General features: G+C 30.5%; 17 protein-coding genes. 11 read left to right on the top strand and 6 right to left on the bottom strand.

All coding sequences use genetic code 11. The features are described from left to right. Nucleotides 1-29: 29 nt before the first annotated feature. Nucleotides 30-1355 carry a sigma-54 dependent transcriptional regulator gene (locus tag ABMY20_RS08605; protein WP_349265091.1) on the bottom strand — a complete coding sequence of 442 codons (1326 nt, stop codon included), beginning with the start codon at nucleotides 1353-1355 and terminating at the stop codon, nucleotides 30-32. A gap of 5 nt (nucleotides 1356-1360) precedes the next feature. After that, nucleotides 1361-2458, bottom strand: coding sequence for a HAMP domain-containing sensor histidine kinase (locus tag ABMY20_RS08600; RefSeq protein WP_173359692.1), 1098 nt, complete (start codon nucleotides 2456-2458; stop codon nucleotides 1361-1363). Nucleotides 2459-2606: 148 nt separating this feature from the next. Between ABMY20_RS08600 and ABMY20_RS08595 the strand changes: the two genes are divergently transcribed. Genes ABMY20_RS08595 through ABMY20_RS08580 form a run of 4 tightly spaced genes read left to right on the top strand, consistent with a single transcriptional unit; the run spans nucleotide 2607 to nucleotide 4690 of the window. Continuing rightward, nucleotides 2607-3218, top strand: a complete 612-nt coding sequence (locus ABMY20_RS08595; protein WP_047790203.1) for a DUF4230 domain-containing protein — start codon at nucleotides 2607-2609, stop codon at nucleotides 3216-3218. Then, complete coding sequence (locus ABMY20_RS08590; protein ID WP_349265090.1) at nucleotides 3218-3583, top strand: MmcQ/YjbR family DNA-binding protein; 366 nt, start codon at nucleotides 3218-3220, stop codon at nucleotides 3581-3583. The genes ABMY20_RS08595 and ABMY20_RS08590 overlap by 1 nt, the downstream gene beginning before the upstream one ends. After that, nucleotides 3580-4140 (top strand): hypothetical protein, encoded by a 561-nt coding sequence (locus tag ABMY20_RS08585; protein WP_047790205.1) that lies wholly within the window; start codon nucleotides 3580-3582, stop codon nucleotides 4138-4140. Before ABMY20_RS08590 ends, ABMY20_RS08585 begins: the two co-directional genes overlap by 4 nt. A 1-nt stretch (nucleotide 4141) precedes the next feature. Then, on the top strand, nucleotides 4142-4690 hold the full coding sequence (locus tag ABMY20_RS08580) for a 5-formyltetrahydrofolate cyclo-ligase (protein WP_349265089.1): 549 nt from the start codon (nucleotides 4142-4144) through the stop codon (nucleotides 4688-4690). 48 nt (nucleotides 4691-4738) lie between these two features. Here ABMY20_RS08580 and rho read toward each other — a convergent pair whose 3' ends face one another. After that, the gene (gene rho, locus ABMY20_RS08575; protein WP_047790207.1) at nucleotides 4739-6358 is read right to left on the bottom strand and encodes a transcription termination factor Rho; all 1620 of its coding nucleotides are present in this window, start codon (nucleotides 6356-6358) and stop codon (nucleotides 4739-4741) included. Between the two features lie 199 nt (nucleotides 6359-6557). On the opposite strand from rho, the gene ABMY20_RS08570 reads away from it, so the two are divergent. The 4 genes from ABMY20_RS08570 to ABMY20_RS08555 all read left to right on the top strand — a co-directional run bounded on the left by ABMY20_RS08570 (nucleotide 6558) and on the right by ABMY20_RS08555 (nucleotide 10607). After that, nucleotides 6558-6992 (top strand): DUF4293 domain-containing protein, encoded by a 435-nt coding sequence (locus ABMY20_RS08570; protein ID WP_349265088.1) that lies wholly within the window; start codon nucleotides 6558-6560, stop codon nucleotides 6990-6992. 219 nt (nucleotides 6993-7211) lie between these two features. Next, a complete protein-coding gene (locus tag ABMY20_RS08565; protein WP_073184660.1) occupies nucleotides 7212-7868 on the top strand; it encodes a response regulator transcription factor in 657 nt (218 codons plus the stop codon). A 261-nt stretch (nucleotides 7869-8129) separates the two neighbouring features. Next, entirely contained in the window at nucleotides 8130-8798 is a 669-nt protein-coding gene (locus ABMY20_RS08560; RefSeq protein WP_073184662.1) for a hypothetical protein, read from the top strand. A 9-nt stretch (nucleotides 8799-8807) separates the two neighbouring features. Then, entirely contained in the window at nucleotides 8808-10607 is a 1800-nt protein-coding gene (locus ABMY20_RS08555; RefSeq protein ID WP_073184665.1) for a tetratricopeptide repeat-containing sensor histidine kinase, read from the top strand. On the opposite strand, the gene ABMY20_RS08550 is transcribed toward ABMY20_RS08555, so the two are convergent. Next, nucleotides 10590-11087, bottom strand: a complete 498-nt coding sequence (locus ABMY20_RS08550) for a metallophosphoesterase family protein (RefSeq protein ID WP_159494549.1) — start codon at nucleotides 11085-11087, stop codon at nucleotides 10590-10592. The two genes, ABMY20_RS08555 and ABMY20_RS08550, sit on opposite strands and share 18 nt — an antisense overlap. A 142-nt stretch (nucleotides 11088-11229) precedes the next feature. On the opposite strand from ABMY20_RS08550, the gene truA reads away from it, so the two are divergent. From truA to ABMY20_RS08535, 3 genes are all read left to right on the top strand, one after another. After that, nucleotides 11230-11964 carry a tRNA pseudouridine(38-40) synthase TruA gene (truA, locus tag ABMY20_RS08545; protein WP_047790212.1) on the top strand — a complete coding sequence of 245 codons (735 nt, stop codon included), beginning with the start codon at nucleotides 11230-11232 and terminating at the stop codon, nucleotides 11962-11964. Next, nucleotides 11964-13730: an ABC transporter ATP-binding protein gene (locus tag ABMY20_RS08540; RefSeq protein ID WP_349265087.1), complete on the top strand. Its 1767-nt coding sequence runs from the start codon at nucleotides 11964-11966 to the stop codon at nucleotides 13728-13730. Before truA ends, ABMY20_RS08540 begins: the two co-directional genes overlap by 1 nt. Before the next feature lie 68 nt (nucleotides 13731-13798). Continuing rightward, nucleotides 13799-14242: a hypothetical protein gene (locus ABMY20_RS08535; protein ID WP_047790214.1), complete on the top strand. Its 444-nt coding sequence runs from the start codon at nucleotides 13799-13801 to the stop codon at nucleotides 14240-14242. Nucleotides 14243-14290: 48 nt separating this feature from the next. On the opposite strand, the gene cdaA is transcribed toward ABMY20_RS08535, so the two are convergent. After that, complete coding sequence (gene cdaA, locus ABMY20_RS08530; RefSeq protein ID WP_047790215.1) at nucleotides 14291-15073, bottom strand: diadenylate cyclase CdaA; 783 nt, start codon at nucleotides 15071-15073, stop codon at nucleotides 14291-14293. 80 nt (nucleotides 15074-15153) lie between these two features. Further along, the gene (gene folP, locus ABMY20_RS08525) at nucleotides 15154-15972 is read right to left on the bottom strand and encodes a dihydropteroate synthase (protein ID WP_349265134.1); all 819 of its coding nucleotides are present in this window, start codon (nucleotides 15970-15972) and stop codon (nucleotides 15154-15156) included. Nucleotides 15973-16011 lie beyond the last annotated feature (39 nt).

The following is a 16011-nucleotide window of genomic DNA, read 5'->3' as shown; positions in this document are numbered from 1 at the left end:
TGGAGAAAAAACACCCATAAAAAGTTTTGTTATTCTTTCAGCTTTTCTCGTAATGTCTTACGGTCTATTTGAAGAATTTTTGCTGCTTTTGTTTTATTGTTATTAGTTGCGTTTAATACATATTGTATATGACGTTTTTCCATTTCTTTTAAGGGGATTAATCTTTCCTCAGAAAAATCGACATTATACTTTAGTGAATCAGGTAAATGCTCTACTTCTACTATACGATCACACATAATTACCGCACGTTGTATTATATTTTCTAACTCTCTAATATTACCTGGCCAATTATATCTTTGTAGTATAGCTAAGGCTTTAGGGCTTATTTTTACGAACCTATCTTTATATTCTACCCCATATTTAAACAGAAATTTTTCTACTAACATAGAAATATCTTCTTTTCTTTCTCGTAAAGGTGGTACTTCTATTTCTACTACTGTCAACCTATAAAACAGATCTTCTCGAAATGTTCTTTTTTGAATCATTTCTTTTAAATTATTGTTGGTAGCAGCAATAATTCTTACGTCTACTTTCTCTGTTTTTTGAGCTCCAACCTTCACCACTTCTTTTTCTTGTAAAGCTCTTAATAACTTTGATTGTACATTTAACGAAGCATTTCCTATTTCATCTAAAAAAATAGTTCCTCCATTAGCCGCTTGAAAAAAACCATTCCTGTTACTATCTGCTCCTGTAAAAGCGCCTTTTATATAACCAAACAACTCAGACTCTAATAAATTTTCAGGAATTGCTCCACAGTTTACCGCTATGTATGGTCCTTTAGCAAATTTCCCTTCATAATGTATTGCACGAGCCACTAACTCTTTACCTGTTCCACTTTCTCCTTTAATAGAAACTGTTGCTTTATTATTTTTTACTCGATCTATTATTTGAAAAATTTCATTAATCTTTTCTGAAGCCCCTATCATATCTCCATAAAAGTCCTTTTTCTCTTTTTCTTGAGTAGTTTTTTTATGACTTTTTTCTGCTTTTTTTAAAGCATCATCCATTGCTGTTTTCAACTCATCTTTTGTAAAAGGCTTCGTTAGGTATGCTACTACTCCTGACTTAATGGCTTCTAATGAATCTTGAACAGATGGATATCCTGTTACTATAAGTTTAGGTAACTTTGGATAGTGTTCTGAAACAAATTTTACAAGCTCAAAGCCATCCACTTCTGGCATTTTTAAATCGGTTATTAGTAAATCAATTGGGGTATCTCTTAAAATTGTAACTGCTTCTTTAACTGATACTGCCTTGTAGGTATGATAATTCCAAGATTGTAAATGTCGATGTAACAACTCTAAGATATGAACATCATCATCTACTATTAATATATTTTCCTTTTTTAACGGCATTTCTTTTATTTTGGTAATCTAACCTCAAAGATAGCACCTTTTTCAATGCCATTTTTAGCTGTTATTGTTCCTTTATGACTCAATACAATACCATGCACAACACTTAACCCTAACCCTGTTCCTTCTCCTGTTGGCTTCGTTGTATAGAAAGGCTGAAATACTTTTTCAAGACCTTCGTCACTTAATCCTATCCCTTCATCAGAAATTCTTAATATCACTTCTTTATCCGTTTGAAATGTTTCAATAGTCACCAGTCCATTTTTAGGTGAAAAGTAAATAGCATTAATAATAAGATTGAAAATAATCTGAGTAAGTTGAACCGTATCTGCCCGTAACCACAACTCAGATTCTTCCACTTTCACTAGGTATTTTACAGACTGTCTTCTAAAAGTAGCATCCAATAAGTTTATTGCATCTTTTATACTCGGAATAATATTTACTTTTTTCATTTCTTGTGGCATTTCACAAGCAAAATACATGAGTTTTTTTACTACTTCTCTTGAAAAAATTGTACTTTGAATAATTTTATCTACATCTGCCAAAGCCTTTTCATTACTAGACATATCTGCTTTCAATAATTCTGAGTAACCTAAAATATTAGCTAGCGGGGTATTTAATTCATGGGCAATACCAGCGGTTAATTCTCCTAAGATTGATAAACGATCGGCGTGTTCCATTTTACGCCTCATCGACAGCTCATTGTTCTTTATTTCAATACGCTCTAAAAGTCCCCCTATTTTTATAGCAACTGTATCAAATAATTCTTTTTCCTCTTTTAAATATAGATTATCCTTAAGTTCTTTTCCTTTTATAAATGCTGATATTTTTCCTTTAGGTATGTTAAATACCAGAATAGTACTTGAAATTATACAAAGCTCTTTCTTTGTTTTACTTTTCTCTTCAGAATACTCTTCTATATCGATAAAAACTTGGGTGCTTTTTGGAAACTGTAATGCTTTTTTTAAACTTTTCGTTATTGCTTTTAAAGTTACATCAACTTGATCAAGATTAGCGTTTATTATTAAAGATGTTACCTCATAAAGACAGGTTAACTCTTTTATACGCTCTTTTAGTTCTTTTTCTGTTGTACTTACTGACCTCATTGATTAGTTTTTATTAAGCTCTGATAAACTCTTGCTCTTTCTGGGAATAAAAATACAAAATAACTCTCCTTTGCTCACTTTGTCTTTAAAAACTCTTACATTATATATTCTTTTTTATGCTTTACCTATTTTATGTAAATTCGTAGTTATGGAATTACTTTTTATAGGTTTGGCAGGAGGAGCCATTATATCCTATTATATTTTTAAAAAATTCACCTCAGTAAAAAGAAAAAATTTGACCGAAAAACAATCGGTAGTTTTGTTAGATAAAATAAAAAAAGTATCTAAATTAATTACTGTTGAAGGAGAATTTGCCGAAATATATCACCATGAAAACACCAAAGAAAAATTTTTAGGACTTGTTACCAGTAAGAAAAAAGCCATTATTCTAATTAATGCTAAAGTGCATATTGGTTTTGATTTTAGGAAAATAAAAATGCATACAGATACTAAGAAAAAAGTATTAGTTCTTTCTGAATTTCCTCAACCTGAAGTATTTTCAATAGAGCCTAATTTACGTTTCTATGATATTCAAAACGGATTACTTAACAAGTTTAGTTCTGAAGATTTAACTGAAGTAAATAAAGAAGCGAGAGAACACATTCTTCAAAAAATACCTGAAAGTAATTTAATGCAAACAGCAAACAAAGAAGCCCTAGAAGCAGTTACCTTAATGCAAAATTTAGTGGAAACTATTGGATGGAAACTAGACTACACTGCTTTAAAAATTCCTGAATCAACTCAAAATTTAATTGAATAATGAATATTGAAGAATTTCGTAACTATTGCATTACCAAAAAAGGAGTAACTGAACATTTTCCGTTTGATGATAATGTTTTAGTATTTAAAGTAATGAATAAAATGTTTGCTTTATCGGGTTTAAATAGTTGGGAGCAACATGAACCTAAAATTAATTTAAAATGTGAGCCTGAGCGTGCTTTAGAATTACGAACTGAATATGAAAGTATTAACCCAGGATTTCATATGAGTAAAAAACACTGGAACACAGTTACTTTGAACAATGATGTTTCTGATACTTTTGCTTTTGAATTAATTAACCATTCATACGAACTTATAGTGAAAGGATTAACAAAAAAACTTCAAGAAGAATTACGAAATTTATGATAGAACAAGATAGTTTAGAATACTCCTTTGAACTTATAACTCCTAACTCTACAGAATTAAACTATAAACTGACAAAAGAATATTTTAAAGAAGGTAAGTTTAAGAGTGAAGAAAACTTTTTTCAATTAGAGTTTAAACAAGGATCAAAGTTAAAAAACGGACTTGTTCTCAACCCTCTTAAATGGAAAAGTCAATTTCAAATAACTTTTGACAACAATCTAGTTTTTGTAAAAGGACTTGTTGATCCTTCTAATCAGTTTGTTTCACAAGCAGAAATAAATTGTTGGAATAGATTCATCACAAACTTTAAAAACAGTCTTTTACAAAGAAAAAACTTATTCATACTTAACAAAGAGTTTGTAAAAACTTCAAAAAAATCCACGTTGAGTTATATTTCTTACGGTATAGTCTTAACAGTTTTACTTCTAGTAATAATAGGATTCACTGCCGATTACTTTAAGTTAAGTCTCACTCAAGTAGTCATTCCTTCTTCAGCGATTACTGCAATTGTGATTTTCTTAATTCAACGAAAAATGAATCAAAATAAAATCAGCTAACATGCTCAAATCTGACCTTAGAAAACTATACAAACAAAAGAGAAATACGCTTACTCAAACAGAAAAAGAAAAATTACAAGAGAGCATTTACCAACAAATATTCGAGTTACAAACTGATGATATTCATACTGTACATTTGTTTTTATCCATGCGAAAGTTTAATGAAATAGACACGAAGCCCATCATTGATTTTTTTAGAGGCAAAGGAAAAAGAATTATTGTTAGTCGTTGTAATTTCGAAGATGATACTCTTTCACATTTCTATTTTGAAAAAGACACTGAGCTAGAACTCAATAAATTTGGAGTTCCGGAACCTATAAATGCGGAAGAAGCTAATGTAAAAGATATTGATTTAGTTTTTGTTCCTATGTTAATTTCTGACGAACAGAACTATAGGGTTGGTTACGGAAAGGGCTTTTATGATCGATTTTTATCTGAATGTAGAGAAGATGCTCGCACCATTGGACTTAACTTCTTTCCCCCTATCAAAAAGATAAAAGATACTCATAAGTTTGATGTTCCATTAGATTCTGTGATATACCCAAAATAAAAAAATCCCACATCTAGCGGGATTTTTTTATTTTATATAAACTAACGACTATCCGTTCATTGAAATCAAGAACTCCTCGTTATTTAAAGATCTTTTAATTCTGTCTTGAATAAACTCCATTGCTTCAATAGGGTTCATATCAGCTAAATACTTACGTAATACCCACATACGTTGTACAGTCTTTTCATCTAATAATAAATCATCACGACGTGTACTCGACTTAATTAAGTCAATTGCAGGGTAAATTCTGCGATTAGCAATATTACGCTCTAATTGTAACTCCATATTACCCGTACCTTTGAACTCTTCAAAGATAACCTCGTCCATTTTCGAACCAGTTTCAGTAAGTGCAGTAGCAATAATAGTTAAAGAACCTCCATTTTCAATGTTACGAGCTGCCCCAAAGAAACGTTTTGGTTTGTGTAATGCATTAGCATCAATACCTCCTGATAAAATCTTCCCAGATGCTGGTGCCACGGTGTTGTATGCTCTTGCTAAACGTGTAATAGAATCTAATAAAATTACTACATCATGTCCACACTCTACTAAACGTTTTGCTTTTTCCAACACAATATTAGCCACACGAACATGTTTATCCGCTGGTTCATCAAAAGTAGATGCAACTACCTCACCACGTACACTACGTTGCATATCAGTAACCTCTTCTGGGCGTTCATCAATTAATAAAACAATCTGATAAACTTCAGGATGATTTGCTGCAATTGCTTTTGCTACATCTTTTAACAATACTGTTTTACCCGTTTTAGGTTGCGCCACAATCATACCACGTTGTCCCTTTCCTATTGGAGAAAACAAATCAATGATTCTAGTTGACAATGAACTTCCTTTTTCTGCTAAGTTAAACTTTTCATTAGCAAATAATGGTGTTAAGTGTTCAAAAGATACACGATCTCTTACGATGTTAGGATTTAATCCATTAATTTTTGATACTCTAATTAACGGGAAGTACTTTTCTCCTTCCTTTGGAGGACGTACGTTACCTCTAACTGTATCACCTGTTTTTAATCCAAATAACTTTATTTGAGACTGTGACACATAAATATCATCAGGTGATGATAAATAGTTGTAATCTGAAGAACGTAAAAAACCATATCCATCAGGCATCATTTCTAAGACACCTTCACTTTCAATAATACCATCAAACTCAAAATCAGGGTCACGGTACTTATTACCACTTTTATGATGCTGCTTATTAGTATTCTGATTTTTATTATGCTTATTACCTCTATTATTGTGGTTTTTATTATGCTGCTGCTTTTGCTGTTGAGGTTGTTGCTTTTTATCCTCTGAAGCTTGAACTTGCTTCTTCTCTTCTTGTCTTTTCTTAGGCTTATTAACAACTTCCTTTTTTTCTGGAGTTACTTTTTCTGGAGTTTTTTTCACTTCAGTTTCGTTAACAACCTTTTCTGGATTTTCTGCAGTAGTTTTAGCTTCTGTTTTAGCTATTCTTTTCCTTTTAGGCTTGTCTGCTTTAGGTGCAGCAGGTTTAGGTTTAGCCTCATTAGCACTTGCTTCTGCTTGCGCATCTAAAATTTTGTATACTAAGTCTAGTTTTTTTAGTTGACTAATCTTTGTTAATCCTATTGATTTGGCAATAACTTGTAAATCAGCTAATTTTTTAGTTTTTAATTCCGAAATATCGAACATTCGTTAAATAATTAAGTTACTAAAATTCCTTATTTGTAAAGAATTGTTTTGTATTAAGTTTTGTTTTGAGTGCTAATTATATAGGGGCTATATAATAATTCTGTGCGGTTACATACAAGGCAAATATATACAAATATTTTAACTTCTAATATTTCTTTTTAAAAAAAGAAGTATTACATTTGCTACCCGATAAAAAATTATGATACAAAGAATACAATCTATATACCTATTAGTAGCAGGAATTATCTCTGGAGGATTGACTTTTATAGTTAGTCTTTGGAGTAACTCCCAAACTAATCCTATTTATGTTTTAGATTTATTTTCTGAGAACTCAATCTTACAAAAAAGTATTCCTGTTTTATTTTTTATTTCGGCTTTAGTAGCTATTGTAACAATATTTCTATTTAAAAATCGTCAGTTACAATTTGTACTAAACCGGTTAAACATATTGATAAACCTTTTTTTATTAGGACTATTGATTTATTTATCACAAACATTATCTGGAGAAGCTTTGGTTTCTGAGAAAGGTATTGGGATGTTCTTTCCTATCATTGTTATTTTGCTATTAGTTTTAGCAAATAGAGCCATTAAGAAGGATGAAGATCTTGTAAAATCTGTAGATAGATTACGATAAACCTAACATCTTAGTATATTTAGTGCGAAAAAAACCGAGAATTAAATCTCGGTTTTTTATTTTTGATTCCGTAGGCTATTCAAGCCCTCTAGCCTTAAATGTTAAAGAAATGTTAAAAAAAACTCAGGGTTTTCCCTGAGTCACTAATAAAACAATTAGGGATACTGTGTATTGTACACACTCTTTTAACCTCATAAATTTGTAACTGTAATAACAATCATGAATTACAACAAGATAAAAGTTCACATAGCAGATGACCATAAGATATTAATAGACGGTGTCATTGCTTTATTAAATACTGAAGATAACATTGAAGTTGAAGGCTATTCTTTAACTGGTAAGCAAGTAGTAAATTGGTCTTCAAAAAACACAGCTGATGTATTAGTTTTAGACATAAACATGCCTGAAATGGATGGTATTGAAGTTTTAAAAACGTTTAGAAAACGTAATACAACTATTAAAACAATAATTCTTTCTGGTTTGAGTGATCCAAAACTTGTTCAAGAAATGATTGCATTAGGAGCCAATGGTTTTGTTGATAAAAGTCGAGCTAATGAGCAAATAATTGACGCTATAAAAGTCGTTCACAATGGTATACAATACATTAGCGAAGACATTAAAGTAAAGTTATTAGACTTATATGCTTCAGATGCAAAAGACGAAGATGAACCAGAGTTTTTGCATGGAGATTTAACCGAGAGGGAAATTGCTGTATTAAGATTAATAGCAAAAGAAAAAAGCTCTAGTGAAATAGCAAAAAAACTAAATGTTAGTATTAAAACAGTAGAAACATATAGAAGTAATTTATATAAAAAATTAAAAGTAAAAAATGTAGTAGGTTTAGCGATGTATGCTGTGAGAAACAAAATAGTGTAAAGACATAATCAACCCTTCAAATTTTCTTTAGTCCCCCAGATTAAGAAGAAGCCCCCCGAGTCTATTCACTTCATGCATCGCTAATCAACTGCTACTAATAATAAACCCAATAGCGATGTACGCGTTATTTAACATAGTATAGAAAACCCCTTCATTTTGTTTTCTTTTATCCCCTAAGAGATATTGTCCCCCGTCTCTTAACATCTATCCTAAGTACATCGCTATTTTTTAAAAAATCTAATCTCAATAAATATACAAGTCATGAAAAACTTTACTCCTTATTTACTAGCTTTGAGTCTTAGTGTTATTTTTGCTTCTTGTTCTTCTAACGAAGCAGAAGTTATAGAGAATAATCCAGAAAGTTTATTACAATCATATACACTTAAAAGAGATGCAACTGGGGCCTACTCTATTGATTTTAATACAGCTAATAATACCGATGTAACTACATTGACTAATACAGACAATTCTAAAGAGATTATTTTAGCTGAAACTGCACAAAAAACATCTACAAAACACTCTAATGATTTTTCTATTGAAAACAATCATTTAAAAATTGGTTTCCTAGAAACCAGGAACGGAAAAAGGACTAATATTTACATTGAAGACGAAAATATTACCTTTGCTAAAGGAATTACAGAATTTTTAAATTCGTATAGTATTACAGCAAATGGAGATGGTACTTATAAATTAGATTTTACTGTAAATAATAATGTAACTACAGACTTCGTATACAACAAAGAAACAGAAACCTACGAAGTGCATTTAGCCAACGGAGAATCAGTAGTAGAGAACAGGTTTTCGAGACAGTTACAGGTCAATTCCTCTAACTTGATTAAGTTAAATTTTGTAAATCATAAATATTTAAGTAGAGGCGAGGAATCTACCATAGTAGAAAAACCTAAAGTAGTATGGGACATAGCCTCTTAATCAAAAATTTTGGACTTTAGAAAAAACATATTTTCTCTTTTTTTTATAATTCTTCCTGCTTTATATATAAAAGCAGGAACATGTAATTATTTTGTCTATTTTCAGGAAAATAAACCATCAAATGAAAATTCAAGGTATGATAGTGCTTTAAAATTGTACAATAATGAAGAGTACTCCAAAGCACTCGAGCAATTATTAGATTTATCTCAATCAGTGAGCGGAAAAAATTTAGAGATGGAATACAAATGTTTGTTTCTAATAGGAAACATTTTCAAAAAAAGAAACAATCATGAAAAGGCCCTAAATTTCTTTAATCAATCATTAAAAATCTTGACGAAGAAATCCTTAATCGACAGTAATGATTATAATAAATTTCCGAATGACACAACATTAGCTAATACCTATCTAAGAATAGGTGTACAATATTCTATACTAGGTATCAGAGACAGCTCTAAACTTTATTACAGAAAAATTACAGAATTAGATCCACTCAATAAAAACTTGACCTACATAAAAGGAAAAGCATATAATAATCTTTCAGCAACTTACATACAAGAATCAAATTATGAGCTTGCGAAAGAATACATCAAAAAATCTATTGAAATACATAGGCAGAATAATAAAAGGTTATCAGAATCAAAAGCCCTTACCAATTTAGCCAATATCATATTGAATGAAAAAAAATATGAATTAGCTAAAAAGACATATTTTGAAGCAATAAACATAATAAGAAACGATAGTAGCCTAGATGCAATAAAACACAAACAAGACATATATTATAATATTGCATGGGCATTGTATTTATTGAAAGATTATAAAGCCTATGAATATCAAGAAAAGTCCTACATAATAAAAGATACTTTAACTGATAGAGAAATGCGAAGAATTGTTAAAGGAGTTTTTGAAAAACATAAAGTTGACTTAGAGAAACAAAAAGTTAATTTAGTCGAAGAACAACGTAAACTAGAAGAAGCACAAGAAGCTAAAACCTCTATGCTCTTTGGTGCTTTAAGTTTTTTAGTATTAATTGTTTCAGGAGTAATTATATATAACTATAAACTTCGTCAAAAAAACTTACGCCTCAAGTTATCTGAAAGTAAACTTATACAACAACAAAACCTTGAGAAAGTAAGATCCGAAGCTCAAATTAAGATTCTTAATGCTACGATTGACGGAAAAGAAACTGAACGAAAACTTATCGCAGAAATATTACACGATAATGTTAGTGCTTTACTTTCATCTGCTAATATGCATTTAACAGCCACAAAAAAACAATTTAACGGAGGTACACCACAAGAAATAGAAAAAACACAAGCTATTATTTCAGAAGCCTCTCAAAAAGTTAGAGACTTATCTCATAACTTAGTTTCTTCTATCCTTTTAAAATTTGGGCTAGAATATGCTATTAAAGATGTTGTTAAAAAATATTCTAATAGCCAATTAAAACTTGAGGTTTCCGCAAAAAACATCAATAGATATAATCAAGAATTTGAAATAAAAATATTTAATGTGATTCAAGAATTAATCAATAATATCTTGAAACATAGTAAAGCCAAACATGCACAAATAGATTTAAAAGAAGAGAAGAATCAACTAACCGTTCTCGTTAAGGATGATGGGGTAGGATTTTCTACCTCGTCTTCTTCTTTTTCTGATGGTATTGGACTTAACCAAGTTGAAGCTAGAGTTCACATGATGGATGGCAAACTAACCATAAAGTCTCAAATAAATGTAGGCACTACAATACAAATTATAGTTCCAATATTAAGAAAAGAAAACAACTTTAACAAGTTAACCTCTGTTAGCTAATTCAATAATTTCCATATTTTTTATATTACTATTATCTATTTCAAAACGTAACATCGTTCTAACTTTATGAAATCCATGATTTCCTGCTGCTCCTGGATTTAAATGTAACAAATTCAGATTCTTATCATACTGAACTTTTAATATATGCGAATGTCCACAAATAAACAGTTGTGGTGTATTACTTTTTAACTCTTCTCGAACCCTTTGATTATATTTATTCGGATAGCCTCCAATATGAGTTATCCAAACCGAAACACCATCTATTATAAATTTATTATCTAACGGAAATTCTGCCCGAGCACTTTTATCATCAATATTTCCATACACTGCTCTCAGTGGTTTTAGCTTTTTTATACTATCAGTAACTTGTAGGTTTCCAATGTCACCTGCATGCCAAACCTCATCAGCTTGTTTTACAAACTTTAAAATTTGTTCATCTATAAAACTATGTGTATCGGAAAGTAATAAAATTTTCTTCATTGAAACAAAACTAATAAAAATCAAACCAACACATTATTAACTTATAAGTATTTTAGTAAAACTTAAAACATTATTTTACCTCATATCTAGTACATTTCAAGTTATAATTTTATAATTTAGCTATTTAAAATCTTTACACTTCTTGAGGTATTTCATTGAATTAGCATACAACGGAAAAAATTATCATGGATGGCAAATACAACCACACGCAATATCCGTTCAAGAAAAAATAAATAAGGCTATTAGCACTATTTTAAGAAAAGAAATAATTATCGTAGGTGCAGGAAGAACAGATGCTGGCGTGCATGCATCTCAAATGTTTGCTCATTTTGATGTAGAAACCCCACTAAACAGTAATTTCACCTACAAGTTAAACGCTATTTTACCTAATGACATCGTTATCTTTAATACTCAACTAGTACATAACGATGCTCATGCTCGTTTTGATGCACTTAGTAGAAGCTATGAGTACAAAATTTGGCTAGGTAGAAATCCTTTTTTATTAAATACTACTTGGCAATTACACCACCAGCAATTAAATATAGAGTTAATGAATAAAGCCGCTGCAACTCTATATGATTATGAAAATTTTGAATGCTTTTCAAAAGTAAAGACAGATGTACATACATTTAACTGTACTGTAACCAATGCTAAATGGATTAAAAATGGTAATGAGTTAACGTTTCATATCAGTGCCAATCGTTTTTTAAGAAACATGGTTCGTGCTATTGTTGGAACTTTAATTGACGTTGGTTTAGAAAAAATAACTGTAAATGATTTCAAAAAAATCATAGAAAGTAAAAATCGAAGTAAAGCAGGCGTATCTGTTCCTGCAAAAGGTTTATTTTTAACAAAAGTAAAATACGAATATATATAGTGAGTAAAACAACAGGAAAAGCATTCGATATTAAAATTTTTGCACGACTAATGAGTTTTGCAAAAAAGTATCGCATACGATTTATAATTGCAGCATTATCTACTATTTTACTAGCAGGATTTGCTGTGCTAACCCCTGTCATTTTAATGGCAGCCATAGATGACTTTATTACAAACAAAGATTTTTCTAGACTATTGTATTTCACAATAGCCATGATTGTGGTTTTATTAATTCAAGTCTTTTTCCAATTTAGTTTTATTTACTACGCTAACTGGGTTGGACAACATATTATTAGAGACATAAGAGCTATCACTTTTAGAAAAATACTCCAATTTAAAATGGGATATTTTGACAACTCTTCAGTTGGAAAATTAGTAACTCGTGTTGTTTCTGATATAGAAACTATTGCTAATTTTTTTACACAAGGTGTTTTTATGATCGTTAGCGATGTTTTGAAAATGATTGTGGTAATAGTCGTAATGCTATATACCAATTGGAAACTAGCAATAATAGCACTTGCAACCTTACCTGTTTTAATTTATGCTACTAAATTATTTCAAATAGCCATAAAATCTACTTTTCAAGATGTAAGAAACCAAGTAGCAAACCTAAACAGCTTTGTTCAGGAAAGAGTTACGGGAATGAAAATAGTTCAGCTTTTTAATAGAGAAAAGATAGAGTATAAAAACTTTATTGATATTAATAACAAACATAAAAAAGCACATGTTAAAACAGTTTGGTATTATTCTATTTTTTTCCCTATCGCAGAGATTTTATCTTCAATTGCAATAGGTTTAATTGTTTGGTATGGTGGTTTACAAGTAGTTGAAAACAAAGCTGCAAGTGTTGGTGCCATTATTGGTTTTATAAAAATGGCTCAAATGCTTTTTAGACCCTTAAGACAAATAGCTGACAAATTTAATCAGTTACAAATGGGGATTGTTGCTGGTGAACGTGTTTTTAACATAATAGACACTGAGAGCTCTATAGATAAGAATGGATCAATTATTGCTAACAACATACAAGGAGCTATTAATTTTAAAGATGTAAAATTTAGCTATATAAAAGGGGAAGAAATTTTAAAAGGTATTAATTTTAGTGTTAAAAAAGGACAAACCGTTGCCATTGTTGGGGCTACAGGAGCCGGAAAATCAACTATAATTAATCTTATAAATCGTTTTTACGAAATAGATAGTGGTGAAATATATATTGACAATATTCCTGTTCAAGATTACAAAATAACTTCTTTACGTCAAAAAATAGCTGTGGTATTACAAGATGTTTTTTTATTTTCTGATAGTATTTTAAACAACATCACTCTTAAAAATGATAAAATTTCTCTCAAAGAAGTACAAACTGCCGCTAAACAAATAGGAATTCATGAATTTATTATGAGTCTTCCTAACAATTACTATTATAATGTAAAAGAACGTGGTGGTATGTTATCATCTGGTCAACGCCAATTAATTGCTTTCTTACGAGCATATGTTAGTAAACCTAGTATTTTAATTTTAGACGAAGCTACTTCTTCAGTTGATGCACATGCAGAACAAATGATTCAATATGCTACGGATGAAATTACAAAAAATAGAACTTCTATTGTAATTGCTCATCGTTTAGCAACTATTAAAAAGGCTGATATGATTATAGTTATGGACAAAGGATCCATAGTCGAAAAAGGAAATCACATAGAGTTATTAAAAAAACACGACGGCTATTATAAGAATTTGTACGAAAAACAGTTTAATAATGAAACGGTAGTGTAAATAAATTTGTTTACATCAATCAAAATAGTACATTTGTTATTCAATCTAAAAATTAAAAATCAAAAACGATGAAAAAAGTAATTTTATCTGCATTTGTAGTTGCTTCTTTATTAGCAACCTCTTGTAAAAACACAAAAGAAGAAGCTAAAGACGTTAAAAAAGAAGCTGTTGAAACAGTAGACAAAGCTACTGAAGAAACTAAAGAAGCTGCTAAGGAAGTTGAAGAAACTACTGAAGAAGCTGTTAAAGCTGTAGAGTCTGCAATTGAAGGTATCGAAATTCCTGAATTTGAAGATCCAAAAGTAGGTGAATACTTACAGTCTTATACTGAGTATGCTAAAACATACATAGAAGCAAAAGGAGATGTAGTAAAAAACTCTGAATTAGCTCAAAAAGGTGTTGAATTAGCTAGTAAATCACAAGAAATTCTTGGTAATTTAAGTCAAGATGATGCTGTTAAGTTTAGCCAAGTTATGACTGCTATTCAATCTAAAATGGCTCCTGCTCAATAATCTTTTTTGGACAGAACATAAAAAAAGCTCGCAAGTTGCGAGCTTTTTTTATGCCATGACATCTTTTTCTAATTTTTTACGAAGTTCTTCCAGCGACTTATACAACACAAATTCACCATCTTTTATATAAGAAAGCTCACCTGTTTCTTCTGAAACCAATAAACAAAGGGCATCTGTTTTCTCACTAACCCCAATAGCTGCTCTATGGCGTAACCCAAACCTAGAAGGTATTTTAGTACTACTAGAAATAGGTAGTATTACTCGAGTAGCTACAATATAATTATCACGAATAACTGTTGCTCCATCATGTAACGGGCTATTTTTATAAAAAATACTCTCTATAATTGCTTCATTCACCAAAGCATTCATTTTATCTCCCGTATTAATTAAAAAATCAAGGTTATTTGTTTTTTCAATGACTAATAATGCCCCTGTTTTAGTTTTTGACAAGTTAACACAAGCTGTTAAAATAGTTTCAACATCTGTTTCTGAATGAATTTCAGTTTTTAGAAACTTCAACTGATTTAAAAACCCCTTTTTAGTAGAAAAGTTAGTAGTTCCTATCATTAATAAAAACTTACGAATTTCTTGTTGAAACACAATAATCAATGCTATAACACCACCAGAAAGTAAATAACCTAAAATACCACTTAACATCTCCATGTGCAAGGCTTGAGTAACTTTCCATATTAAAAATATAAATGCAATTCCTATTACAATGTTAATCGCTACGGTTCCTTTTAACAACTTATAGATATAGAAAAGCAACACAGCTACCAAAAAAATATCTAACACATCAAGAAACGAAAAGTTGATGAAATCTAAATTCATTAATTTTTTGAAGTTTTTTAACTTTAAAACAAGCTTTTAGGCATTTTGTCTTTACCTAATAAGTAAATGTAAGGATTTTATTACAACTGTTCCACAATTTTAACCGCCTCAACTGCTTCTTTTACATCGTGCACCCTTAAAATATGCGTTCCGTTTAGCAAAGCAATTGTATTTGCTACAGTAGTAGCATTTAGAGCTTCTTGCGATGTAATTCCTAACAATTTATATAACATAGATTTTCTAGAAACCCCAGTTAAAATAGGAACATCTAAACTTTTAAACATTGATAACCTTTTAAGCAACTCATAGTTTTGATTAAGTGTTTTTCCAAAACCAAAACCAACATCTATAATTACATCATTAACCTTTAGCTGACGCAATTTAAAAAGCTGTTCTGCAAAAAAAGAAACTACTTCCGTAACCACATTTTCATATTGAGGATTTTGTTGCATATTTTGCGGTGTTCCCTGCATATGCATCATAATATATGGAACTTGTAATTTTGCCACTGTCTCAAACATTTGCGCATCCATCTTTCCACCAGAAATATCATTTATAATTCCAGCACCTGCATTTATCGACTCTTCCACTACTCTACTTCTAAATGAGTCTACCGAAATAATAATTTCAGGAAAATTTTTAACCAACAACTCCACCACAGGAAGCATTCTTTGTAGTTCCTCTTCTTCCGAAATATGCTTTGCTCCTGGTCTTGAAGAATATGCACCTACATCAATAAACGTAGCCCCTTCACTCAACATCTTTTCTGCCTGTACAAGGATATCTCGTTCATTTTTATACTTTCCTCCATCAAAAAAAGAATCAGGAGTAACATTTAAAATCCCCATAACCTTAGGCTTAGTTAAATCCACCAAGGTTCCTTTACAATTAATTGTCATCATGCTAAATTTCCAAGTAAAAATAAATGAAAAGCTTGT

The organism is Tenacibaculum sp. SSH1-16 (assembly GCF_040104435.1).
Lineage (GTDB): Bacteria > Bacteroidota > Bacteroidia > Flavobacteriales > Flavobacteriaceae > Polaribacter > Polaribacter mesophilus.
The sequence above is the reverse complement of the archived record's forward strand: the minus strand, read 5'-3'. Positions and strand labels throughout refer to the sequence as shown.